Raw genomic sequence first — 25,144 nt, forward strand, 5'->3', positions numbered from 1 at the left:
GGAACTGCATTTACCGTTTTTATTGTTGCGGTCTATAAACTTCGACCGTACAGGCACCATTAGCATTTTTTGCATATACCTGTTGTGAGGCTGGATTAGCTGACACTCGGCAAATTGCACCGAAATTATCAGTATCACATTCATAAGTCTGCTCCTCATTACATAATCCGGCCGGATTTAGCCTTACGTAACCATCAATCAATGCTGTAGATCTACTATTTTTCTCCATAGCATTAGTTGTAAAAGCACCTGCTATCGCAAGGGCAAATACGGCAGCAGGAATAACCACCTGTTTTGAAAAAATTGTTTTCATGATTTAAATAATTTATGGTTAATGATCTACTCTATCACAGGTTTTCGATCTTCCCCTGATACTGCGCTGTATATTATAATTACTTTTTGTAATGTATTGTAATACCACTGCCAAGCACGTAACTGACCAAATGAGTCCCGATAATGGCATACAATTGATTGTCACTCACAATAAAATCTTTTAGTTTTTTATTTTCAATATGGTAGACATAAAAACTGGACACATAGGATCTGTCATTTAAATTGTATACATCTATTACAGAGGCCTGATTCCACATTTTTTTATCTTCATATCTTCCAATTATTCCTGAGTTTATAAACAGCAGATTTTTATGAATAGCAGCAGATTTATTGACAATTACTGGTGGAGCGGCAAACTTTTTTTCGCCTCTGCTGCTTATATAAGCAACTTTTACTTTTTCAGGACTAAGTGTATCGATAGTATTGCTTCTAAAAGCAAGATTTAAATTTTGATCTGCAACTATAAACTCATTACGGTAATAATAGATGTAAACATGTTTCTGGGAATAAAAGTCATAATAAAATCTTCCGTCAACATCAAACATTCCATCAACTTGCTTTTGTAATAAATCAGGCTTTATACTTATTTTAGAGGGATTTCCAAAGTATAAAGTTCCTAATTCACTTTGATTGCTTTGTTTGTCAATAGTTCTAAATGATATGTGAACCGAATCAATGACCTGAGGCTGTGTGAATCGAATAGAACCATTCCATTTATATCTTGCCTTCCAATTTGAAATACTGCCTTTAAATATTGAAGCAACATTTCCATCAATCAAATAAAAAGAAGAGTCAATAATTTTTAACCGTACAGCGGTAGACAAAAGGTGACTATTCACTGTGATTTTATGTTTCGCATTACTTCTGAGTAAAGAATCCCACTCTGTTACCAGCAATGGACTACTTGTATTACCCAAATAGATTTTACCCTTTGAAAAACCTGAAAAATAAAAAGAATTGTATTGTATCTGTGTATCATATTTTTTTTCTGTGCCCTGAGGATAGCGCCTGATAAATGAATTATCATAACGCATCATATTTTCTGACTTGATAAATAATCCGGCCATTAGCATAACTGCCAACAAAGCACAGCCTGCAAGAGAGAGAGATTTTCGTTTTTTTTCTTTTCTAAAGCCTCCCTCTGCAGTATTTTTAAATGGGATAATTAGTATCGCAACTGCGGATATAATAACAAAGAAAATATTAAAAACCAGATGCTCTTTCCAATTTAATTTTTCCAGTATGCCTCCACACGAACAAGGTATAAAAGAACTGTAATTTAAAATAATGTATATGTAAACTGTAAACATGACCATCAGCCCAAAAGCAAAATATAATGCCTGTAATCTGGTTCTTTTAAATACAAGTAAAACTGAAATCAAAAGTTCTAAAATGATAACTCCCCAGGAAATTAGTCCGGCAAATGCACTAAGCAGTGGAGATTGTGCTAATTGTATTTGAAAATTCTCAAAGTCAAGCATTTTAGTTACTGCCGCATAGACAAACAATAGAACCAGCAATAAGCAAATTGAGTCCAAAATTATATTCTTAAGTTTTGCATTTGATTTCATTGTAATTGAAATTAATTAAACGAAGCAATTAATCATATTTGAAATAATAGCAATTCTTTAGATGAGGTTTTATTCAAGAACCAATTTAGTTGTAGTATTTAATAAGTTTTAAGCCTGGCAGAAATTAACAACTTGTAAGTAAAGAATTGATTTATAATGTTATGGACAAAATTAAATCACTTGCTGATATAAATTATTATCAAAAACCTGCCAAGATTTTTCAATAACATTCAATCGTAGTTAAAAAACAGGATAAGGTGCAGTTTATAATGAAAAAGATGCCATTAGAAAAATAATTTCTAATGACATCAAAGTAATTTGTGATTTTTAACTGTTGCTACTTTATTGTATCGCCAAGTAAACTTAGTTTTTCACTAAGTTCAATTAGCCCGGCTTTTTGTAAACATTCCTCTCCAAATAGTTTTAACTCCTGAAGATTTTCTTCTTGAATACTTGTCATAAGAATCGATGGTTTATCATTCTCCTTAGCAGATAATCCACGTTCAATAACATGGTTTAATAGCAATACATTTTTTCGTGAAATTTTCAAATCAATCTTCACTACATCATTCATGCCTGGGATACTAAGTACAGTATCAAAAACCTTGGCCACATCATTTGTTGTCATAATCTTCACGTTTTTAATTAATAATTTATTTATACAAAGGTATAAAGCCAGTCTTAAAGTGTCATGGACATAATATGTCCATCATAGGTAAAATCCATTTCGCTTACTTAATTTTGTCTCTGAATTAAACAGCAAAGATCAAAATGAGCAATCAAAAACCTTCCTTAAAACAGTCAGGATTTTGTTGTTTTAAATTGGTTTATTGCTTTGAAAGAGCACGTTTTCAATCTAAAATTCGGAAGATAAATCGGCATAATAGCTACCAGGTTATAATAGTTCTGAATTTTATGCAGTGTGCACTTTCTTTGAGTTCTAAAAATAAAAATGAAATAGATTTTAGAAAAAAAACATTAAAAATTTAATGACTGTCTTTATAGTGTATTAAGTTCTATGAACAATACAGTCAAAATATCAAATTGTCAAAAAAGAGGTAATAATTGGATATTTTGAATTTTTAAAATCTTAGAAAATACTAGAATGTCTAAAGAACATTAAAGTATCAGGAGGATTGCCACGTTCCTGCAATCGGCCAGATGTCCGGTTGTTAAACAACCGATCTGGCTGCTCTACACTCGGAACTCGTGAGCAGTGAGGCTAAAAGGAAAAAAAAGAGTTTGATAACAATGAAAAAGAGAGATGATGGAAAAAGAAAATTCAAACAGAACACGCATAGTCGGGTTACGGTTTACACCCGAAGAGTATGTAAAAATTGAGCGCAAATGGAAAGCCAGTACTTCCCGAAAGCTAAGTGACTACATTCGCAGACACTTATTTGACAAACCTGTTACAACTAAATTTCGTAATGAATCCCTTGACGAATTTATGCTGGAAATTATACGGCTTCGAGGGGAATTAGGTGCTATTGGAAACAACTTTAACCAGGCAGTTAAAAAACTGCATACACTGAATCAGATTCCGGAATTTAAAGTATGGATTATTAGTACTGAATTGGATAAAAAAAACCTCTTGGAGAAGGTTGAAGAAATCAAGAAATACATCCAGCAAATTTCAGTAAGATGGTTGCGATCATAAAAACGGGGCATTCGATACACAGTATTCTTAACTACAACGAAAACAAAGTAAAACAAGGAGTAGCAGAATGTATCGGCGAAGGAAATTATCCTATGGATGTGGATAAAATGAGTGATACTATGAAACTAAATCGGTTTCTAAAACAAGTGGCTTTGAATGACAATGTAAAGCGAAACAGCGTACATATATCGCTAAACTTTGATCCCTCAGAAAACTATTCAAAAGATAAACTGATGAGCATTGCTAATTCATATATGGAAAAAATTGGTTTTGGAGAACAGCCCTATTTGGTATACCAGCATCACGATTCCGGACATCCGCACATTCACATAACCTCCATAAAAGTAAAAGCAGACGGAAGTAGAATTGACATGCATAATATTGGTCGAAATCAATCTGAAACGGCAAGAAAAGAAATCGAAAAATCCTTTAGACTTGTCGTAGCTGAGGGACGTAGAAAAGATCAGAATAAGGAACTTCAACCTATTTCAAATGGTAAAGTTAAATACGGTAGAATCCAATCCAAAAAAGCAATTTCAAATGTATTGTCTCAGGTACTTACGTCTTATAGATATGCAAGTCTGGCAGAACTCAATGCAGTACTAAAACAATATAATGTTTTGGCGGACCGAGGCAATGAAAATTCAAGAATATTCAAAGCTAAAGGATTAGTGTATAGAATACTGGATGATGACGGTAAATCTATTGGAGTACCTATAAAGGCCAGTGACTTTTACTATAAACCAACCCTGAAGTTTTTAGAACAAAAATTTACATCCAATACGGCTAATCAAATGTCAGACATAAGAAGGGTAAAAAACGCTATCGATATGGCATTTTTCAAATCGCAAATATCGCTCACAGAACTAGTTCAACTACTGCAAAAAGAGGGAATCAATACTGTTTTTAGAAAAAACGCAGAAGGCTTACTTTATGGAATCACCTACGTTGACCACACCACAAAATGTGTTTTTAACGGCAGTACACTCGGTAAACAATACAGTGCTAAAGCGATACAGGAACGCTGTACATCCATTAATCCAGCCGATCAAAAAATGACAAATTTGGTTAGTGAAAAATTACAAGTTATCATATTTGAAGCACCAAAGTCGGAAATAGTTGCAACGCTGTTTGGTGATGATTTTAGGGATAACAAATATGTAGGATCCAGCACTATAATGGGGCAATTAGCAGAGATGCTCATTCAATCAGAACAAACGGCTAATTATCTTCCGTATGAGCTGAGAAATAAAAAGAAAAAACGAAAAGGACAGTCTAATAATCGATAAAACTTGACATCATGGCTATGCAGACAGGAGAAAACGAACAGGCGCTTAGGAAGATCTTGGATATGACAAGACTCATCAGTATTATTATATTAGTAATCCATTTTTATTATTACTGCTACGCTGCCTTTCAGCAGTGGCAGCTGGTCAGTGGGTTTAGTGATAAAATTATGGGTAATATTTACCATACCGGATTATTCAGTAATTTTCATAAATCTAAACTCTTTGCACTTGGATTCTTGATTATTTCCTTAATTGGTGCCAAAGGTCGTAAAGACGAAAAGCTGAATTACAAAACAGCTTTGGCTTACATCATTACGGGTATTCTTATTTACTTTATAAGTGGTCTTTCGCTTTACCTGAAAATTGAACTCATTCTGGCAGCAATTGCCTATATGACTATAACTTCCAGTGGCTTTCTTCTAATGCTTTCCGGCGGTACACTATTGTCACGTATTATAAAAAATAGGCTCAACAATAAAGATGTTTTTAATAAAGAAAATGAAACTTTTCCTCAGGAAGAAAGGCTCTTGGAAAATGAATATTCTATTAATCTGCCAGCTCGATATCACTTAAAGGATAAGATAAGGGACAGTTGGATAAACATTATCAATCCTTTTCGGGGACTCTTGGTTTCTGGTACGCCCGGATCCGGGAAATCTTATTTCGTCATACACCATGTCATTACCCAGCACATACGTAAACAATTCACCATGTTTGTCTATGATTTCAAGTTTGATGACCTGACCAGAATTGTCTATAATACCTGGCTTAAATACAAACATCACTATCCGAAATTACCTCAGTTTTATGTCATTAATTTTGACGATTTGACCCGGACCAATCGGTGTAATCCTTTAGAACCGTCTGGCATGAGTGACATCACGGATGCTTCAGAATCTGCGCGTACTATTTTGCTGGGACTCAACAGGGAATGGATCAAAAGACAGGGTGATTTTTTTGTAGAATCACCGATTAATTTTCTTTCCGCCATAATATGGTATTTACGAAAATACAAAGACGGCGAATTCTGTACGCTTCCCCATGTAATTGAACTCATGCAGGAAGATTACGACAGTCTCTTTACCCTGCTCAGAACCGAAAAAGAAATAGAAGTACTTATTAATCCCTTTGTGAATGCCTACCTAAATAATGTTATGGACCAATTAGAGGGGCAAATTGCTTCTGCAAAAATTGCCATGGCACGGCTTTCCTCTCCACAATTGTATTATGTTTTATCGGGTAGTGACTTCACACTAGACATCAATAATCCGGACGATCCCAAGATCGTCTGCATGGGAAATAATCCGCAGAAAATCCAAATATATGGAGCTGTATTATCACTGTATGTTAACCGATTGGTAAAGCAAGTGAATCAAAAAAAGAAACAAAAAAGCAGTCTGATATTTGATGAATTTCCAACTATTTATCTAAACAATATGGACAGTTTGATTGCCACAGCTAGGAGCAATAAAGTAGCAACTTGTTTGGGTATTCAGGATTTTAGCCAGCTGCGTAAAGACTATGGACGAGAACAGGCAGACGTGATTATGAATATTGTTGGAAACGTAGTAAGCGGACAAGTTACAGGTGATACTGCCAAACAATTGTCAGAGCGTTTTGGAAAAATTATGCAGGACAGGGAAAGCCTTTCAATTAATAGCGGAGATACTTCTATAAGCCGGTCCAAACAATTGGAATCGGCAGTGCCTCCATCCAAAATTTCCGGACTTAGTTCTGGTGAATTCGTGGGTATGGTAGCGGATGATCCTGATTGTAAAATTGAACTCAAAACATTTCATTCTGAAATAGTAAATGACCATGAAGCATTGAAAAAAGAACAGGATGATTACGTCGATATTCCTGTCATTCGAAAAGTCGATAATTCGATGGTACAGCGCAATTATCTGCAGATAAAAAAGGACATAAAGGATATTATTTATGCTGAAAAAGAAAGACTATTAAATGATATTGAATTGAGCCATTTAGTAATTAAGAAGTAAATAATAAATTAAATATAGAAACGATGATACAAGAGCAATTTACTGATATAATCCAATTAATAAAACATTCCAGATCAAAAGCAATTACAGCAGTTAATACTGAAATGATAAATCTGTACTGGAATATTGGGCAGTACATTTACAATCGCCTAGAAACAGCAGAATGGGGAAAATCAGTAGTAAAAGAACTAGCTGATTTTTTGCTAAGAATGGAGCCTGACTTAAAGGGATTTTCGGATGCAAATCTTTGGCGTATGAGGCAGTTTTATGAAATCTACAAAGATACACCAAAACTCGCACCACTGGTGCGAGAAATAAACTGGTCCAATAATCTGATTATCTTTTCTAGATGTAAAACAGTAGAAGAACGAGAGTTTTATCTAAGCTTTTCAAAAAGAGAAAACTATAGTAAACGAGAACTAGAGCGTCAGATTTCATCCAGTCTTTTTGAAAGAACTATGATTGGAAATTCAAAACTCGCACCAGTGGTGCGAGAAATACACACGGATCTCAATAATACTTTCAAGGACAGTTATATTTTTGATTTTTTAAATCTTTCTGACCCCTACAGTGAGAGCGAATTAAAGCAGGGACTAATCAGACAGATGAAGGATTTTATTTTGGAATTAGGGAAAGATTTTATCTTCATCGATCAGGAATATAAACTCCAGGTGGGCAATAGTGATTTTTATATTGACCTTTTATTCTACCACAGGGGACTACAGTGTTTAGTCGCTTTTGAATTAAAAGCAGATAAATTTAAACCGGAACATTTAGGACAGTTAAATTTCTATCTCGAAGCATTGGATCGTGATGTTAAGAAACCTCATGAAAATCCAAGTATTGGGATATTGTTATGTAACGACAAGGACAGCAAGGTCGTTGAGTATGCCCTCAACAGAAGTCTGTCTTCTACAATGGTTTCGGAATATAAGATTCAACTTCCAAATAAACAATTATTGCAGCAAAAAATGCACGAATTATTAAATAGAATAAGCTGATTAGGAGTTGTGTTAGAATTTAAAATGGATTTTTTTGTTTTTTATAATTACTATACTTCCAACTTTATAAAATATAGGATAAAAAATACAAGAGTATTTTAAAATAAATATTAGTATAATCAATCTTTTGCCTTAGTTAAAGATACATGAAATTGACTTGCACATATATTAAAAATAACTCTTAATTTTGTAATTTCGCATCCCTTAATTAACTTACCAATGAGTATTGAGACCAATTTAAATCGATTCCTAGAAGCCCAAAATCAATTGTACCTTAGGGCTCTTGAAGAAATACAAAAAGGTAAAAAATTAACTAATTGGATGTGGTTTATTTTCCCTCAACTCAAAGGTCTGGATCAAAGCGAAATGTCCAGACTATATGCTATTCAAAATCTTCAGGAAGCCGAAGCTTATATTGCTCATCCAATTCTAGGAAAACATCTCGTTGAAATTACTAATGCCTTATTAGAACATCAAGAAATAAGCATAATGGATATATTTGGGACACCAGATGATAATAAATTCCATTCCAGTATGACGCTTTTTGCTAATCTGCATGATTCCAATCCTGTTTTTGACTATGTATTAGCGAAATATTTTGATTCAATTGATGATAAAGCTACTTTGGAATTGATGCTTCGAAATAATTATAGGGAAACTCAATAATTGATTTTGGATTAAAGTAAAACCTATTATGTTCTACATTAAACAAAAAATGTATTTATAAATTGATTATTTCTTAACTAAACAAATGATTTTGAGATAGAAAAGTAGTTGTAAATCAGTTTTCAACATAATTATTTGCTTGATTATATACTTGCTCAATGATTACGAAGGTTTAGATAGGAAAATAAAACATTATTAAACCCGAAAAATTGTTTATAATAAGACTAAATTTGTAAAAAAGAATATGTTAGAATTCTCTATTTTTAAAAGAGACTTAAATACTAGTAATGACACTTATAAAAAATAAAAAAGTTGAAGGCATAATAGCGGAAATTATTGATCAGTACGCTTATGCTGATAAGTCAGATAGACCATGGATAATTGGATTTAGCGGAGGTAAAGATTCGACAGTTTTGTTAATGTTAGTTTGGATTGCATTACAAAGAATCCGTGAGAATTTACCTTTTCCATTTCAATTAAAAAGAAAGATTTACGTAGTTTGTAATGATACAATGGTAGAAAATCCAATTATTGCAAATTATGTTGAAGATGTTTTAGTAAAAATTACCGAGTCCGCAAGGGATCAAGATCTTCCCATATTTGTACAGAAAACAACCCCTAAATTAGAAGAAACTTTCTGGACTAATGTAATTGGGAAAGGTTATCCTGTACCTAATAATGCTTTTAGATGGTGTACTGATAAATTAAAGATAAGACCAACTTCAAATTTTCTGATAGAACAAATAGATGAAAAAGGAGAAGCAATCGTTTTATTAGGGACTCGTTACGATGAAAGTGCCACAAGAGAACGATCCATTCGGAAACATGAAGTAACAGGAAGTCGATTATCAAAGCATCAAACCACTGCAAATACGTATGTTTATGCTCCGATAAAAGAAATGATTGTTGACGAGATATGGTATATAATTAATGCTGTAAAAAACCCTTGGGGGTTTGATAATTCAATTCTTTTTAAAATATACGCTGATGCAAGTGCTGATGATTATGAATGCCCAACAGTAGTTGTTAATAAAGAACATACCTCATGTGGTCAAAGCCGTTTTGGATGCTGGACTTGTACAGTCGTTAAGAACGATAAGTCTATGTCATCCCTAGTTAATAATGGTCAAAACTGGATGGAACCTTTATTAGAATTTAGAAATAGGTTAGTTGAAGGAAGAAATATTTCAGAAAATCGTTCAGACACCAGGCGAAATGGACAAGAAGCTATTAGAGAAGATGGTACTTTCAACGGGAATTATACTGTTGAATATAGATATCAAATTTTAAAAGACTTATTATTAGTACAAAGAGACCTTCAAAAAGAGAGACCACATATTACATTAATTAATAATCAAGAGTTAATTGCTATTCAAGTAACTTGGAATAGAGATGGCTATTTTGATAACACAGTTGGTGACTTATATAAAGAAATTTATAACAAAGAGATTAGCACCAATAATATTAAATCTCTTGATGATACTGAACGTAGAATATTGAGAGAAGTGTGCGAAGATGAGCCAGATTATTATCATTTGATCGATAACTTGATTGCTTTACAGGAAACTAAAACATTAATGATTTCTAAATATGGTCTGCACAATGATGTTGAAAAAAGAATTGAAAGTTTTGTAAATGAGAATGAAGTATGAAAATAAATAAAATAAAATTCCAAAACTTTAGAATTTACAAAGGAGAAAACGAAATATTATTTGCTCCAAGTCCGTCTAAAAACATTAGCATAATAGCTGGTAAAAATGGCTTTGGGAAAACTACCTTTTTGACTTCTCTTATTTGGGTTTTCTATGGTAAAATGATGAGTGAGGTTGAGGATAAATATAAAAAAGACATCAAGAATGCCGGTGGATATGAAAAATTTATCAAAACACTTTTAAATAGAGAAGTAAAGACTGATTTTGAGAATAACGGAAAAATTTCTCCAATACTTTCCGTTGAGATAGAATTAAAAGATATCCTTATACCTTCTATCCCTTGCAAATCTGTTATCATTAAACGATCCTATGATCTAAGAACAGATTCCGAAGATTTAAAAATATTTATAGACGGTTTAGAGAATGAACTTACCAAGGAGGTTGGTTTTGAAGTATTTATTAATGATTTTATTTTGCCTCGTGAAATTGCAAAATTCTTTTTCTTTGATGCAGAAAAAATTGTTTCTCTTGCCGAAGCTAAAACTAAAGCAGAATTAAAAAATTTAAGCAAAGCTTATTCAGAAGTTTTAGGAATAAAGAAATATGAAGATTTAAAAAAGAATCTTGAAACATTATTGAGTAAACTTCGTAGAAGTGGTGCCTCTCCATTTCAACAAACCAAATTATTCGAGCTGACTGATGCGGAATCCGAGTTAAATGGTTTAATTGAAATCAATCAGGATAAACAATTCAATATTGATCGTGAAATAGCCAATCACAAAGCAAATAGTGATAGTCTTCAAGAGAAATTAATTCGCGAAGGAAATGGTATCACTTTGGAAGAACTTCAGAAAATGAAGTCAGAGCGGGATGTTCTAAAAGAAGAATCAATTGAAATTAAAAATAAACTTAAAAAATTGATGGACATAGCTCCATTAGTAATTGCCGGAAAGAAATTAGTGCTTTTAAATGAACAATTAATTTCAGAACAAAACTCAAATACTAAATCAATTGATAAGTCTTTTTTAATCCAAGAATTAGATTCATTTTCAAATACACTATTGAAGAATTTAGAGAATCTAAGTCTGGATGCTGACTCAAAATTAAAAGTAGAGAAAGCATTAAAACAAACATTATCTGAAAAAGAGATTGGTAAAGAAAAATCAAAATCCGATACTATCCTTCTTGATTTTACTGTAGAACAATTTCGAAACTTTGAAGCAGTTTTCAATAATATCAAGGGTGCTTTTTCAAGTCAGTTTAATGCGGTAGTTCAGGAAGAGAAAAATAATAGGATTTATTTTTATAAAGTATATCATCAAATTAAACAAGCTGAAGCAAGAAAAGACAACCCTTTAGCTCAAAAATTGCGTGAAGAAAAAAAAGAGTCAGAAGATAAAATAACAGTTTTAACATTAAATAAAGGAAAACTGATTCAAGAATATGACAGCCTTAATGTAAGATTAGCTTCTACAAAAAAAGTCCTTTCAGAATACGAAAAGAATTTCAAATTGGCAGAAACTGACCAAAAGAAATATGAAGTAACTGAGAAGCTATTGGTTAAAATTAATGCCATTATCCAGAAAATTAAAGAAGATAAGAAGTACTCGTTACAAAAATCAATAATGCTTGGTTTGAAAAAGATTATGCATAAAAGTGATTTTATTCACAATATCCGTGTAAATGTAGTTGATGATGTTATGGATATAGATTTATTGGATAAAAATGAGCAAATCATTGACAAAGATTCTTTATCAAAAGGTGAGCAACAATTATATGCTACAGCCTTGTTAAAAGCATTAGTTGATGAATCTGGAATTAAGTTTCCAGTGTTTATTGATAGCCCATTACAGAAATTTGACAAATACCATTCTAAAAACATCATTAAAGAATTCTATCCGGCAATTTCTGAGCAAGTAGTTTTATTTCCACTGTTGGAAAAAGAATTATCAGAATTAGAATATGACTATTTAAAACCAAATGTGAATAAAGTTTTTGTTATTGAGAACCATCACAATGGTTCAAGTTTTAGACCATTTGCCGTTGACCAATTATTTACTCATTTAAAACAAGAACAAGATGTTTACGCAAATTAAAACCAGTAAAGAAAACAAAGAAGTTGTTTCGTTATTGACACGTAAACTGGGATTAGGGACAGAAAATGTAGTGGCAAGAATAGCATATACTTATTCTTTATCCCAAGATAGAAAACTAGATTTAAATAATATCAAAGATGCTGGTGGAAAAGAATACTCAAAATCAGTATTGTTTGGTGATTATTATGATATTTATTTAGGTTTAATCTGCGTACACTATGGTTTATACAAGACAGACAAAGACATTGGACGCTACATAAAAATGCACTTAGATGATGGTTTGCAACTTCTAAATGATGAAGTCAACAGTCGTTCCAATATTGATGGTTTTGATTTCTTGAAGGATCTGATTACGGATGGAATCAATTCATTAAAATTAGCATGATTGTAATTGATATTGAAACAACAGGTTTAGATCCTTTAAAGAATTCAATTATTGAAATTGGAGCTTTAGATTTTAGTAATCCATATAATCGATTCTATCAGAAATGCAGAATTTTTGAAGGTGCAGAAATAGACGAAAATGCTCTTGAGGTTAATGGATACAACCATGTTGAACTTAGCGATATTAACAAACAAGAATTAAGGGATTTACTTTTAAACTTTATTGAATGGATAAAACCAATAAAAAATAAAACTCTAGCGGGTCAAAATGTAGATTTTGATATTCATTTTTTAAAGGAAAGTTTAAGAAGATGCGGTATTGATTATGTTTTTGGATGGAGAAAGATCGATCTCCATACTTTAGTTTATTGTCATCACTTAAAAAATGGAATTAATCCAATTATAAAAAATGATTTTTCAAATTTAAATGGTGATAAAATTATGAAATACGTTGGATTACCTGTAGAGCCTAAACCCCATTTAGCTATAAATGGAGTTCTATATGAGGCAGAGGCTTTTTCAAGACTTATATATGGAAAATTACTTATTAATCAATTTAAGGGATATATTATTCCTTCTTATCTCAATAGTTAAAATGCTAATGATAAATGTCGCAAATTCAATTATACTTTCTTTTAGCGCTGAAGTTAATGCAGCAATCATTGCTTGTATTGCATCTGTTATTGCAGCATTTATATCAATTTATCAAACTGTTATATCTAGAAGAGATAACAAAAAAAATATAACTCGAGTTGACTTATTGCAAAGTAAACAAATATTTGAAACAAAATTAGATGAATTCTTTATACCATTAAGACACCATCTTGAGAATAGTAAAACGTTATTTAAAATCTTAAAGAAAGGAAAGCCTGCTACGTTTAGGACTTTAACACATCTTCTCAATAAAAAACAAATTTATCCCGATACAAATCAAAAATTAAAATTAAATAAAAATGATATTTCATTAATTAAAGCAATTATAAAAATCGGTAAAAAAATTGAGCAATTAATTCATGATAAAAGTTATTTAATTGGAGACGATACTGAGTTTGTCAAAGAATATATTCCAAGACCGGGATATGATAATTTACCTTATGAACAAGACATGACTTTATTAAGTTTACTAGCTTCACATTTGGTAACAATTAGAATGGCATTTAATGATGATTTATCTGGTCAAAGAAATAATTTCGAAGGTTTTGTCTTTCCTAATGAAATAAATGTAAGGGTAAATGAAAAAATTATTGAATTAGAAACTAAAATTTCTTCTATTGAAGCACAAATTTTAAAGTTGAATAAATAGAAATGGAAGATTTAAAAAAAACAACTATAAAAAGTTACGATAATACTGCAAGTGAGTACTACAGAGTTGTCAAAAGCTTTGAATTATTACCAGAAATAAAAAAATTCTCGAAAAAGGTAATAAAAAATGGTAAAATTTTAGATTTAGGATGTGGTCCAGGGCATCATTCTAAATACTTTTCTAGTCTTGGTTTTGATGTTGTAGGAATAGATTTATCTGTTGAAATGATTGAAATTGCAAGAAGGGAATCGGTTAAAAGTGTTTTTCAAGTTATGGATATTTTAGAATTAAATTTTGAAAAAGATACATTTGATGGAATATGGTCATCAGCTAGTCTTTTACATGTACCAAAAATCAAGATGAAATTTGTATTAAAAAAGCTAAAAGAAATTTTAGTTGATAATGGTATTCTTTATATTTCTTTAAAGCAAGGAGAAGGTTCTGAAATTTTTATAGACAATAGATATGGAGGTGTAGAAAAATATTATGTTTACTATCATCCTGAGGAAATTGAGAAATTATTAAAAAATGTAGGCTTCAATATAATTGAAATACAGCCGAAAGACAAACGTACTATTTATGATACCAACTCATGGATACATATTTTTTGTCAAAAAATAAATTAATTACAAGTATATAAACTATGAGTCATAAGAGGCCTTATTTTGAATTAATACCATTAGATAAATTATATTTAGATGAACACAATCCACGTTTGCCTAAATCCCTTCAAAGTGCAACAGAGACAGAGATTTTAGAATATATGCTTCTCGATGCTTCGTTAATTGAATTAATGCTAGCAATTGGTAAAAATGATTTTTTTCCAGGAGAACAGTTACTCATAATTAAAAAACAGGAGGATATTTATAAAGTAATAGAAGGAAATAGAAGACTTTCAGCAGTAAAATTATTAAATAAGCCTGATTTAGTATCTGTTCAAAAAACGAAGATTCAACAAGTTATTAAAGAAGCTGAATTTTTTCCAAATGAAATCCCCTGCCTTATATTTGACAAAGAGGAAGATATTCATAATTACTTAGGATATAGACATATAACAGGTATTAAAGAATGGAAATTATTAGAGAAAGCGAGATATTTATTTGGTTTGTGGAAAGACCAATACAGTGACCTTGATTTGAATCAAGCTTCTAGAGAATTAGCAAAAAGTATTGGTAGTAGAAAAGATTATGTAAAACGAATTCTAATTGGATATCAAGTTTTTTATAAAATTGAAGACGAAGCATTCTATAGAATACCAGGCTTAAATGATATTAGCTTTTACTTTAATTATATAGCAGATAGTTTAAATAAACTACACATAGCTAATTATTTAGGCTTAGATATTAAGAGTATTGATGATATTGGAGAAGTTAAACTCAATGAAGAAAATTTAGAAAACTGGACTAGATGGCTTTTTGAAAAAAATACCGAAGGCAAAACAAGATTAATAGGTGATAGTTCAAGTCTAAATGCTTTAAATAAAATTCTTGGTCATAAAGAAGCAAGTGTTGCATTTATTGATAAAGGTTATTCTTTAGATTCAGCAATAGACTTGACTGGGGAAGCAGATTCTCAATTTCATAATTACTTAAATATAGCATTAAATCAATTAGAAAATGCAGATAGGCTGGTAATAAAAGTTAATGTAAAATATGATGAAGTTGTTAATCAAATTAAAGACATTAAGTCTTTAGCTAATAAAATTGGCCGTTCAATACAAGATAAGGAAGATGATGAGCTTTAATTCAAAAATTAATAGTTTTTTTTCAAGTTTTTCTCTTGAACTAGGAACAGCACCAACAAGAAACCTAATCTATTTATATGCTGATTATGTTGAATTAGTTAGTTTAGTTTCAAATCAAAATTATATTTCAAGTACAGATATGCTGGATAGGTTTAGAGATGAAGGAATTATTAGACAACGTATCTCAGATGGTGACCAATCAGAAGCAAATGATGAGGACGAACGATTCATTATTAGTATTTATCGATTAATAATTGAAAGAAAACAACTTTTTGGAAATGATTATCCATTTGAAATCAAGGATGGTGATAAAATTAAACTTAAAGAGTCTGCTAATATTTCTAATCGTGACAAATTATATATTTATTTACTTTTATCTTCATCATTAAATATTTTTTCTGAGTTTCAACCAGAGCTAACTACTGAATTTGAAAAACTATGTACGGTGGTATTGAAAAACTTTTTACCAACACATGCAATTGTGAAATCTTTTGGTAAAGATTCAAATTATTCTGGTACCGCTGTAAAAAAAATGGAATCTTTAGCAGCTGATATGAAGATTGAAATAGATACTGAGACAATGCAAGAAGTATCAACTAGAGGAACACAAGAAAAAGGGTTAGATTTAGTTGGCTGGATTCCCTTCGAAGATAATGTGGCAAATATAGTTGCATTATTAGCACAGTGTGCTTGTGGTAAAGAATGGTATAAAAAACTGGGAGAAACAAGCAGATATAATAACTATTTTAAATTTCATAGATTAAATCCAATACATTCTATGTTTATTCCATTTAATCTAGTCAGTTATAATAAAACAAATTTCTTCAAGAATGATGAAATAGATAATAGATTAATTTTTGAAAGAAAAAGAATTTTAAATTATATAACAGATACTGATTTTTTTGAAAATTACGATTCAAAAAAATTAGTTGAAAAATGTTTGGAATTTGAAGAAGATATTGTTTAGTAAATATTCATCTAATAAATTTCTACATCATAAAGGCTCCTATTTTAACTATAAAATTGGAGCCTTTATATTACAACTCCCAAAAAGCTTTATCCTTAATCAAAATAGGTTCGGAACCAGCTAAGTTTACAATGCTTTGATGCTTCTCTAATCCTTTAATAGTTTTGATAAGGTTTTCTTTTTGTGTTTTTGTATCTAAAGAAAATAAGGATTCAACTTCTTTTATTTTAATTTCATTTACTCTGTGAATTACCCAGGTTAATATGTAATTTGAATATTCATTCTCACTGGTTGCAAAGTGGTTGAGAAATTGAGTGGAAAGAATCGTTCCAACTCCAAATTCTCGTCCTTCTTTCAATATCTTACGAATAGAATTGAAATTCTTACTCAAGAAATTGTCTGCTTCATCCACCAAGATCATTTTCTTAATCTGACGATTATTTCCTTTTATTTCACTATGCCCATGACGTTGCATTTGAGTGTAAAATGCATCTAATGTTATGGCAACAATTAAGTTTTGAATTGATTCATCATAACCAGATAAATTGATTACAACAACTCCTTCTATCAAAGAATACAAAGATTGCGTTTTCGTGGGATCCGGTTCAAAAATTTCAAATTCAGAAAGATTGGAAATCGCTGCATACAGACTATCTTGAGAGTTTTTTTCGCTTCCTAAATATACGTCACAGACATCACCTAATGTTGGTGGAGTGCGAGCCCAGGATTCTTTAATGGCTTTATTTATGCCTTTATCTTCATAAGCTTCTACAATGACATCTCTCAATCGTTGTTTTTGAACTGTCCCAAGATTAAAAGCATTAGCAATTGTTTCTTTTAGATCATTTGCAGTATGCAATGGCAGCATAGGCTTAGACTGCTCTGTTGCATCTAGAGCTAAAGGATTATAGGGTAAATGGTAAGGATGTAAAACTTTAGCATGCGTTTTCGATACAAAATCATCTTTGATATAGTCTCCTTTATAATCAAAAATTAATATACCTAGTTTTTCATCACCAATATTTTTATTGGCATTTTCATTGAGTTGGGTTATCAGTGATTTGGTAAATTGTGTCTTTCCAGTACCCATTGTTCCAATAATGCCAGTATTAGTATGCATTACCTTATTAGTATTATTGGGCTCCCAAATAACATTATTGGAGTTATTCAAATTAGCGCCAAAAACAATTTCAATTCCTTCACCAGTATTATTTTTGATAGAGACTACATCAATTTCTTTTGAATGTATTTCCTCCAATTCAGTCGGCTCTTCTTCAGCAATATCATTAGCAATTATAAAATCTTCCTCCATTAATGGTTCAATAGGGATAAATACATCCAAATTAGCATTTGAAAAAGTGTTGATTAACAGACTGTTTTTATCTATGGTAGTTTCTGTTTCGTGAAAAAGATGAATTAAATTGTCAATCGATTTTACAAGGAAATTATAACCATCCGTTTCTTGTAAATCAACTCGCATAAATTCACTGGTAATACTGATTTTTCTTTTAAAAACATCATTGCCAAAATGGATCAATCCAAAAGTTCCAATGATTGTATTTAATCGATTACTAATAATGAAATTATTATTTAATAAATCATTACGGTAATGCTCTGTAATTACATTCCAGTTTTGTGTATCCCAAACGTGAAATAGCTTCATTTTTTCAGCATTGGTCAAAACTATTTTTGCAAAGAAATTTTTGTAAAACTCACTTAAAAAGCCTTCTTTTTGTAGATGTTCATATAATAAATGAGCCGTTCGTTTTCCTTGATCAATACCTTTTTTTACAATACCTAATCCTCCTATCTTAAGTTCAACAGGGTATAAATGCATCAATAATTTACCTTCAAATACTTCTAAACCAATAAATAATAAATCATCACTAAAAGAACCAATAGCTCCCAGATTTTTTGTAGAAAACAATCCCTCCCCCATGTTTAGCCCTGCATTACCGGAAACTCTTAATATTTCCTCTAAAGAAATAGGAACCCATATAATATTAGGATGATGTAAAAAAGTCAGGGATGATTTAATTCCAGACAAAAGGCTTAATTTCTCTCTAGGAAATTGACTATGTTGCCTGATTAATTTAAGTAACCATTCACCATTAATCGCATTGAAAAAATTAATGATATTAATTGTATCATTAACCGTATCAAATTCTACTTGATGCTTTTCTAAAAACTCTTTAACAACAAATTCATATTGGCTTGTTTTTCGACTAACTGTAATGGCATCATAACCATTTGAGTTATTATATTGATCACTATAGTGAATAATGACTAAATCTTTACTTTCTTTAAAGAAGTCCAAATCAACTTTCGGGTCAATATAAGTCACCCATTGAGAATCGTGGTATAACTTCTCTAATTGCTCTTTTATATCGTAATTAATAGTTGTACAGAGTGCTTTGTTTCTTTCGTATGGATCGCCATTAGAGGCAACTCGAACAAAAGAGTTTAACAGACAAGATAGTTTTGTTAATTCAGTTGGATACTCTGGTAAATCTTTCATACCAAAACCTGTTCTGTAATTCTGGACTCTAGCAGTAGAAGAAACATCAGCCATTAATCCATTAAATGAAACCCCTGTCTTGACTAAACTCATTTCATCATAAGACTTCTCGGTTTTTGTTACATCAAATTGATAAAACGTAATATGTGAATACTGGTAATTCTCTAATTTTTTGGGTTGCTTTTTAGAATAAAATTTTACTCTGTCAAGGAAAACATTCAAAAGATCTTCCTTCTCAAAATTTTTAGTTTTTAATTCAATTCCTAAATATCGTTCTACATCATCAGCGCTTTCATAAAAAGTAAGTTCCTCAAATTTGGTAACTATTTTATCTGATCCGTAAATACTTATTTCCATAGGTAATAAGTCTGACAATCGCTTTGTCAAATTACTATTCAAATATCTTCTATAATAATCAAAAATTCCTTCAACCACTTCTTTACAATCTCCAAGATTAATGGCATTTATTTTTATGGGAGACTTTTTTGATTGGTCAAAAAGGAACTCAAAATTTGTTGTAAAATCCTTAATTTTATCAGTAACTAAATTAGATACAAAAGTTTTAGGGACAGCTTGCTTCGAATTTAGATATACCGTATAATATAGCCATTCCGGAGAGTGACTTGATTCTATTGGAATATAAATTTCATTTGGTTTTCCTTCAATATAAGGTATTAAATTGTAAGGACTTAATCGTTTTAAAATAGCATTATAAATCTCTTCATTTTTTAAATCATCATTTAATTGGAGTTGGTAGGCGACATTAAGTGGATGTAATGGACTAAATTTAATTTTTTCTTCACCATTACGCTCCTTTACAACTCCTAACCATAAAAGATTTTTTTGTTCATGGGTTAATGGCTTATTTTCTTCTAGTTCTTCTAAGCAATTGATAAAACAAGAAACGTATTCAATTGAAATCTGCTTTAATTCTTCATTCAAATAAACTAAACTGGGTTGAGTTTTTTTGTTTTTATAATAATTCCTTAATTTATCAAAAGCTGCTTTTATTTCACTCTCAAGTGCTATTTCATTATTATGAACAATATTTTCATTATCTAAAAACCAGGAATATCCCTCAGAATAAATAATTTGTTCTTCTTGAATCAAATTATTTCTGAACTCATCACGCACTGTTTTTTCATTGTTTTTAAATAATAATTTAATAGAAGTTCCTTCTTTTATGTATTTAAAATCAATTTTATGAACTCTCTTTTCTTTCCAGACATCAATTCCCAAAATTGGTTTTGGCACTTCAAAATCTGTCTTTATGGCTATTGGAACGACAACATCAAACAAATTAATCTTAAAATGAATTAAATCTTCTTGTGCCAGTGAATAATCATAATTTACAATCAACTTCTGGTCTTCAATAATTTCATAAGTATTATCCAAAATTAGTATTTCATTGACCAGAACAGATCCATCAGGATTAAAAACTAGTATAGAACTTTCTTTTATCTGAAGGTAAGAAAATGTTTTTTGAACATTTAATTGGAAATTGCCTTCAAATTGAGAAATTACCGTTGGATTAAATGGTAGACATAATATTCGGATTAAATACCTTTTTTCTGTCTCTGAATCTTTATATTCTATTAAGCTAAATAAATTATTAGCATCAAATTCTTTAAATTCAATTACGATGTTATATCCGCTACTGGTTACATTAATGTTTTTTGATCCTTGCTTGATATTTAGATCTTCCTTTTTTATAAACTGATCATATCTTACATTTACTTTAAAAGGATACTCCAATGAAGCATTAAAAACAATTAGGTTTACATTTCGTTTTTTGGAAGCGGAATCACCATCTGTTTTATACCATAAGGTTTGTAGTAAGTTATCTCCCTTAATTGTTTGAAAGACTGGAGGAGCTTTTTCTTTCTCTTTATCCATCCACTTAACTATTTCAGAATAGTCAAATTCATGCCAATCATTTTTAATAAGCTTTGAAATAGCATCATTTGGTAAATCTTGTTCTAAATCAGAAGCCGGATTTCCATTTAAAAAAATATTTTCAAATTTTTCATAAAGGGCAAAATTACTATTCAAATCTTTAGAGAGGTCACCATTTTTACTGCTTAGTTCTTGCTGGGGAAAAAGACCTAAAAATCTAAAATCTTTTAAATCAACTGTACCTTTTTGCAAAGAATTTATAACTTGTTCATAATCAAAAATAGAGTTATTATCTTCTACTACGCTTTTTGTTTTTCTATCTAATACTGAATTTAAAATTTGTTTCTCATACTTTTTTAATGTAGCACTGTACTCTATATCCTGTTCGATATGATTTTTAAATCTAGAATAATGCAATGGCATTCCTTCTTTAATTAAGCTGCCGCTTCCGCCTAATAAACTATCTAACTTTCCACTAAACAAAATTAAAATGGCAGTTCCTTCAAAGACTTCCTTTTGGTCAGCTACTTTATTTCTTAGCATTGTAAAATAATCCTCAGAAGCAAATGCACTTGAAGCTATTATTACTCTAGTGCCCTCAATTAATAAACTGAAGGTGCTGTAAGCTTCCCCACCTTCCGGGTGAGTGTAGGAGAATTGCTCAATTGGAGTTTCTAAATCATTCTCTAATGATTCATAAAGAGATTGAATATTTTCCTTGTCTTCAAGGTAAAGATTAAATCGATCTCCAGGCTGAATTTTTTGAGATTTAAAATATCCTATTATTAAATTCGAAACATATTTATATAGTTGACTTGACGTATTGTGCATCTCCGCTATCACTTTTTTTCTCTATTAAATTAATTTTTTCAAACAATTTTGTAATTTCAAGCTTTGTTGTTTCATCAAAGACAATTCCCCTGTCTTTAAATTTTCCCCACAATGCTTTTAAACGTATTTTGTCTTCGTTCCCAATACAGATTCTTGTTAAGAATAATAAAAGCTCTTGTGACAAAATAGTCGTATTTCCTAATCGACCTCTATTTTTAGTGTAATTTATTTTGCCAAATTGAGAATACCATTTTGAATAATCGCTGTAAGGTTTCTTTCTGGAAGAATTTTCAAACTGATATTTAATTTTAAACCAAAGCGAATAGATATCTCTAAGAATTTCAAACTCAAAATTTTTATTAATTAAATCGAGTTCCAAAATACGATCACAATCATCCCAATTTTTTCCTGTATCAAAAACAGTAATATTCTCAGTATAGAAGTTTATTAATTCCTTCAGACAATCTTTAAGTTTTTCCTTTTCATCTGAATCTAATTCAATGTAAAGAAGCATGATCTTTTGATAGTCTCCAATTGGCACTCCGTTTACATAGATATAATTCAGTAATTCTAAAGTATTTACATGTGCAAAAATAGATTCTGAATACTTGTTTAATTGTTTCCATCCAATAACATGACCAGATAATCTCGTTTCTGATAGAGTCTCCCAATCCATTGTATAATAAACGGGCTTTAGAGATCTCGTTGTAGTCCCGAAATCATTAATTCGAAGTATCAGCTGGCTTAAATAATGAAAATAATAATATTTAAAAAAATCTTCAACATGTTTTAAAAAATAAGAGTTACTGGTTTTTAAAAAAGCAAAATCTTCTAAAAACTGTGTTTTGAGTTCAGGAAATAAATTATTATAAGTTAAATCCTTTTGCTTATAAGTTGAATCTGGCAGTTTTGGCAAGCATTGAAGTATCAATTGATGCAATAAATTTTCATTACTTAGATCTTCATTAAAATTATTCTGGTCAAAATCATCCGTTAAAAACAAATCGAAAATGAACTTTGAAATCTCTTTGATCGCATTATTAGTATTGATAAAATTCATATAAGATAGCGTCTGGATATTGAATTTTATCAATCCGTGCTCTTCATCAAAAAAAAGTTTTGAAAGCATATTTTTAAATTCTTCAACACTTTCAGTATCAACTTTATCAATAGCATTTGCTAATATAATATCTTTAAGTTCAATCTTAAATGAACCGTTTGTTTGGTTTAATTCAATTTGCGTTTTAGAATTGAAAATTCTAAATAATTCACCTATTATTCCCTGAAAAGATTTAAAGTCATCGCTAAAGGTATCACCACTTGGATTGGTTTTGAAAGGCAGCAACTTTATTTGATTTCCAGTAACATGGCTGAAACTTTTATTTTTAAAATATCTTTTTTCAAGGCTATTCGCTCCAGTTTTATTCAATTCTATTTTCATCATATAACTTGAAATTTATAACCACTGAATGTATCTTTAGAAAACTTATAATCGACAGCTTTTCCTATATTAACCTCATCAATATACAATGGAGCTTTATTATTATTTTGATTGATCAAAATATTAACCGAATTCACAAAATAGACATAGTTGTTATTGTCTTTTTTATTTGGCCTGTATCCTTTTGAAATCATTTTTAGTATCTTAAACAAACTAAAATCTACATGGATTTTTATTGTATCATTTTCATTATCAATTTTAAACGATAGTGAAAATTCTTGTGTGAATTTATCAATATGAGTATCTTTTTTCTCCTTAACGAAGTTCACATTAGGAATAACTTCAAAATCTTTGAATACTCTGTATTGAGTTTGTTTTTTCCCAACATTGATAATAACTTTCCCATTTGTTTTTGGATCTCCATTCCAATTTCTCGCTGCATGAGCTACAAGTTCATATATTTTTTTTATATAATCTTTATTATGGTTATTATAGTGGTAAAGCCAAACTAAATATTCATCAAAATCAATATCTTTTAAATAATCCTTTTTAAAGTAATTGTCAAAATAATTAAGTCTCATAAAAAACCGTGATAGATCAGACTTTGAAATGATACTTTTATTTAGTTTTGATTCTATTTTCTCCAGATAATTTTTTGTAATATGTTTTGAAAAAATATCTAATGGGTTTTCAGTATTAATTAATGTTAATAAAATATCATCCGTTACAGCGGCTCTGCTCATGCATGGATCTAAACTTTCAATTTTCTCAAATAGGCTGGAAAGTTCAGGGTGTTCAAATAAATAATTAGGAATTAGGTTCGAAATATACTTAGCCCCATGCATTTTCTCTATCGTTTTGAAATAATCAGCTTCTTTAATTGTAGAAAGGTCAATAGGAACAATTATGTCATGAACAAAATTTAGTAAAGTTCTAAGAGAGACAATTTCTTTATTTGTAATTATGGCCTTGACGATAAGTTGTGATATTATCGTTCTGTTATTTTCATTAAAAAGGAACTCATAATTGTATTGAATAGGACAATATACTTTATCTTGACAAATAGCTTTATAATCCAAATACGCCTTATAAATAGTATTAGCTTCATTATTAGCAACAATCTTTTCAAGTAGAGTAGAGATAATTTTTGAAATTGCCCCATGCTCAGTTAATGAATACATATGATAATCTGTAAAATTGACATGATGAAAATTACTTTTAGTTTCAAACTCATCATCGTGAATTAAATCAGTATCTAATATTTTTGTTGCTGAGATATAATCTTTTAAAGTTTTAAATTCATGTCCGTATTCCTCAATAAACTTACTTAAAGTACCTAAATTAATCGCTAGTATAATCTTGTCTTTTGAAGAACCTATATTTTCATCTTTAAATTCTTTAAGCAATTTATATAATGTAATATTTGAAGATTCATTAGGATTGTGAGATTCTGTTGCATCATTATGAATTGTAAACTGAGAAATTATACTTTCTAATTCGTCATGCAGATGCGAAAGAATATGGGATTTTCCATCACCAACATTCCCACAAACAAGTAGCAATTGTCCTTTGTCACTTTCACTTGCTTTAATAATAATATTTTTTAATTTTTTTTCAACATCACGCTCTAAATGTAAATACTTTTTAAATCCATTTAAATTTGAATAAGTACCCTGAGCAACAGCATACTTTGATGATTCTCTTAGTTTTTTTAACTCTTCAAGTAATGGGTTTAATGACATTGATTTTTAGTTAGGTTAAATGTTATCTAAGAGTTAGAAGACATTGTAAA

General features: G+C 30.4%; 19 protein-coding genes. 13 read left to right on the forward strand and 6 right to left on the reverse strand.

The features are described from left to right. Positions 1 to 19: 19 nt before the first annotated feature. The 3 genes from DMB65_RS11805 to DMB65_RS11815 all read right to left on the reverse strand — a co-directional run bounded on the left by DMB65_RS11805 (position 20) and on the right by DMB65_RS11815 (position 2,532). Positions 20 to 313 (reverse strand): DUF6520 family protein, encoded by a 294-nt coding sequence (locus tag DMB65_RS11805; RefSeq protein WP_041516071.1) that lies wholly within the window; start codon positions 311 to 313, stop codon positions 20 to 22. Positions 314 to 392: 79 nt separating this feature from the next. Beyond that, the gene (locus tag DMB65_RS11810; RefSeq protein WP_110306852.1) at positions 393 to 1,904 is read right to left on the reverse strand and encodes a DoxX family protein; all 1,512 of its coding nucleotides are present in this window, start codon (positions 1,902 to 1,904) and stop codon (positions 393 to 395) included. 337 nt (positions 1,905 to 2,241) lie between these two features. Next, positions 2,242 to 2,532 (reverse strand): hypothetical protein, encoded by a 291-nt coding sequence (locus DMB65_RS11815; protein ID WP_317048136.1) that lies wholly within the window; start codon positions 2,530 to 2,532, stop codon positions 2,242 to 2,244. A gap of 639 nt (positions 2,533 to 3,171) precedes the next feature. Here DMB65_RS11815 and DMB65_RS11820 point away from each other — a divergent pair. The 13 genes from DMB65_RS11820 (at position 3,172) to DMB65_RS11880 (ending at position 16,666) form a co-directional block, all read left to right on the forward strand. After that, on the forward strand, positions 3,172 to 3,564 hold the full coding sequence (locus DMB65_RS11820; RefSeq protein ID WP_165834924.1) for a plasmid mobilization protein: 393 nt from the start codon (positions 3,172 to 3,174) through the stop codon (positions 3,562 to 3,564). After that, entirely contained in the window at positions 3,549 to 4,853 is a 1,305-nt protein-coding gene (locus DMB65_RS11825) for a relaxase/mobilization nuclease domain-containing protein (protein WP_110306854.1), read from the forward strand. The genes DMB65_RS11820 and DMB65_RS11825 overlap by 16 nt, the downstream gene beginning before the upstream one ends. Positions 4,854 to 4,870: 17 nt before the next feature. After that, complete coding sequence (gene mobC / locus DMB65_RS11830; protein ID WP_110306919.1) at positions 4,871 to 6,853, forward strand: conjugal transfer protein MobC; 1,983 nt, start codon at positions 4,871 to 4,873, stop codon at positions 6,851 to 6,853. Between the two features lie 23 nt (positions 6,854 to 6,876). Beyond that, entirely contained in the window at positions 6,877 to 7,854 is a 978-nt protein-coding gene (locus DMB65_RS11835; RefSeq protein WP_230470654.1) for a PDDEXK nuclease domain-containing protein, read from the forward strand. Between the two features lie 219 nt (positions 7,855 to 8,073). Beyond that, positions 8,074 to 8,520: a DUF1810 domain-containing protein gene (locus DMB65_RS11840; RefSeq protein WP_110306855.1), complete on the forward strand. Its 447-nt coding sequence runs from the start codon at positions 8,074 to 8,076 to the stop codon at positions 8,518 to 8,520. A 287-nt stretch (positions 8,521 to 8,807) separates the two neighbouring features. Next, positions 8,808 to 10,172: a DNA phosphorothioation system sulfurtransferase DndC gene (gene dndC / locus DMB65_RS11845; RefSeq protein WP_196239572.1), complete on the forward strand. Its 1,365-nt coding sequence runs from the start codon at positions 8,808 to 8,810 to the stop codon at positions 10,170 to 10,172. Then, entirely contained in the window at positions 10,169 to 12,268 is a 2,100-nt protein-coding gene (dndD, locus tag DMB65_RS11850) for a DNA sulfur modification protein DndD (RefSeq protein WP_110306856.1), read from the forward strand. Before dndC ends, dndD begins: the two co-directional genes overlap by 4 nt. Then, a complete protein-coding gene (locus tag DMB65_RS11855) occupies positions 12,252 to 12,653 on the forward strand; it encodes a DndE family protein (protein WP_110306857.1) in 402 nt (133 codons plus the stop codon). The genes dndD and DMB65_RS11855 overlap by 17 nt, the downstream gene beginning before the upstream one ends. Further along, positions 12,650 to 13,246, forward strand: coding sequence for a 3'-5' exonuclease (locus tag DMB65_RS11860; RefSeq protein ID WP_110306858.1), 597 nt, complete (start codon positions 12,650 to 12,652; stop codon positions 13,244 to 13,246). Before DMB65_RS11855 ends, DMB65_RS11860 begins: the two co-directional genes overlap by 4 nt. A gap of 7 nt (positions 13,247 to 13,253) precedes the next feature. Continuing rightward, entirely contained in the window at positions 13,254 to 13,955 is a 702-nt protein-coding gene (locus tag DMB65_RS11865; RefSeq protein ID WP_123955334.1) for a hypothetical protein, read from the forward strand. A 2-nt stretch (positions 13,956 to 13,957) separates the two neighbouring features. Then, positions 13,958 to 14,581: a class I SAM-dependent DNA methyltransferase gene (locus DMB65_RS11870; RefSeq protein ID WP_110306860.1), complete on the forward strand. Its 624-nt coding sequence runs from the start codon at positions 13,958 to 13,960 to the stop codon at positions 14,579 to 14,581. A gap of 17 nt (positions 14,582 to 14,598) precedes the next feature. Continuing rightward, positions 14,599 to 15,699 (forward strand): hypothetical protein, encoded by a 1,101-nt coding sequence (locus DMB65_RS11875; RefSeq protein ID WP_110306861.1) that lies wholly within the window; start codon positions 14,599 to 14,601, stop codon positions 15,697 to 15,699. Next, a complete protein-coding gene (locus DMB65_RS11880) occupies positions 15,686 to 16,666 on the forward strand; it encodes a hypothetical protein (RefSeq protein WP_123955336.1) in 981 nt (326 codons plus the stop codon). The genes DMB65_RS11875 and DMB65_RS11880 overlap by 14 nt, the downstream gene beginning before the upstream one ends. 70 nt (positions 16,667 to 16,736) lie before the next feature. On the opposite strand, the gene dptH is transcribed toward DMB65_RS11880, so the two are convergent. The 3 genes from dptH to dptF are packed head-to-tail and all read right to left on the reverse strand — an operon-like array spanning position 16,737 to position 25,094. Then, on the reverse strand, positions 16,737 to 21,911 hold the full coding sequence (gene dptH / locus DMB65_RS11885; RefSeq protein WP_110306863.1) for a DNA phosphorothioation-dependent restriction protein DptH: 5,175 nt from the start codon (positions 21,909 to 21,911) through the stop codon (positions 16,737 to 16,739). Further along, a complete protein-coding gene (gene dptG / locus DMB65_RS11890; RefSeq protein ID WP_110306864.1) occupies positions 21,883 to 23,355 on the reverse strand; it encodes a DNA phosphorothioation-dependent restriction protein DptG in 1,473 nt (490 codons plus the stop codon). The genes dptH and dptG overlap by 29 nt, the downstream gene beginning before the upstream one ends. Beyond that, positions 23,352 to 25,094, reverse strand: coding sequence for a DNA phosphorothioation-dependent restriction protein DptF (gene dptF / locus DMB65_RS11895; protein WP_110306865.1), 1,743 nt, complete (start codon positions 25,092 to 25,094; stop codon positions 23,352 to 23,354). The genes dptG and dptF overlap by 4 nt, the downstream gene beginning before the upstream one ends. Between the last annotated feature and the right edge of the window lie 50 nt (positions 25,095 to 25,144).

It is taken from the genome of Flavobacterium cheongpyeongense (assembly GCF_003202435.1).
GTDB classification, from domain to species: domain Bacteria; phylum Bacteroidota; class Bacteroidia; order Flavobacteriales; family Flavobacteriaceae; genus Flavobacterium; species Flavobacterium cheongpyeongense.

Excerpts from the sequence above, each read along its gene's own strand:
- mobC (WP_110306919.1), top strand. The coding sequence starts at position 4,871 with ATGCAGACAGGAGAAAACGAACAGGCGCTTAGGAAGATCTTGGATATG.
- dptG (WP_110306864.1), bottom strand. The coding sequence starts at position 23,355 with ATGATGAAAATAGAATTGAATAAAACTGGAGCGAATAGCCTTGAAAAA.
- DMB65_RS11835 (WP_230470654.1), top strand. The coding sequence starts at position 6,877 with ATGATACAAGAGCAATTTACTGATATAATCCAATTAATAAAACATTCC.
- DMB65_RS11860 (WP_110306858.1), top strand. The coding sequence starts at position 12,650 with ATGATTGTAATTGATATTGAAACAACAGGTTTAGATCCTTTAAAGAAT.
- dndD (WP_110306856.1), top strand. The coding sequence starts at position 10,169 with ATGAAAATAAATAAAATAAAATTCCAAAACTTTAGAATTTACAAAGGA.
- dndC (WP_196239572.1), top strand. The coding sequence starts at position 8,808 with ATGACACTTATAAAAAATAAAAAAGTTGAAGGCATAATAGCGGAAATT.
- DMB65_RS11880 (WP_123955336.1), top strand. The coding sequence starts at position 15,686 with ATGATGAGCTTTAATTCAAAAATTAATAGTTTTTTTTCAAGTTTTTCT.
- dptH (WP_110306863.1), bottom strand. The coding sequence starts at position 21,911 with ATGCACAATACGTCAAGTCAACTATATAAATATGTTTCGAATTTAATA.
- DMB65_RS11810 (WP_110306852.1), bottom strand. The coding sequence starts at position 1,904 with ATGAAATCAAATGCAAAACTTAAGAATATAATTTTGGACTCAATTTGC.
- DMB65_RS11875 (WP_110306861.1), top strand. The coding sequence starts at position 14,599 with ATGAGTCATAAGAGGCCTTATTTTGAATTAATACCATTAGATAAATTA.
- DMB65_RS11805 (WP_041516071.1), bottom strand. The coding sequence starts at position 313 with ATGAAAACAATTTTTTCAAAACAGGTGGTTATTCCTGCTGCCGTATTT.
- DMB65_RS11855 (WP_110306857.1), top strand. The coding sequence starts at position 12,252 with ATGTTTACGCAAATTAAAACCAGTAAAGAAAACAAAGAAGTTGTTTCG.
- DMB65_RS11825 (WP_110306854.1), top strand. The coding sequence starts at position 3,549 with ATGGTTGCGATCATAAAAACGGGGCATTCGATACACAGTATTCTTAAC.
- dptF (WP_110306865.1), bottom strand. The coding sequence starts at position 25,094 with ATGTCATTAAACCCATTACTTGAAGAGTTAAAAAAACTAAGAGAATCA.
- DMB65_RS11865 (WP_123955334.1), top strand. The coding sequence starts at position 13,254 with ATGATAAATGTCGCAAATTCAATTATACTTTCTTTTAGCGCTGAAGTT.
- DMB65_RS11870 (WP_110306860.1), top strand. The coding sequence starts at position 13,958 with ATGGAAGATTTAAAAAAAACAACTATAAAAAGTTACGATAATACTGCA.
- DMB65_RS11815 (WP_317048136.1), bottom strand. The coding sequence starts at position 2,532 with ATGACAACAAATGATGTGGCCAAGGTTTTTGATACTGTACTTAGTATC.
- DMB65_RS11840 (WP_110306855.1), top strand. The coding sequence starts at position 8,074 with ATGAGTATTGAGACCAATTTAAATCGATTCCTAGAAGCCCAAAATCAA.
- DMB65_RS11820 (WP_165834924.1), top strand. The coding sequence starts at position 3,172 with ATGGAAAAAGAAAATTCAAACAGAACACGCATAGTCGGGTTACGGTTT.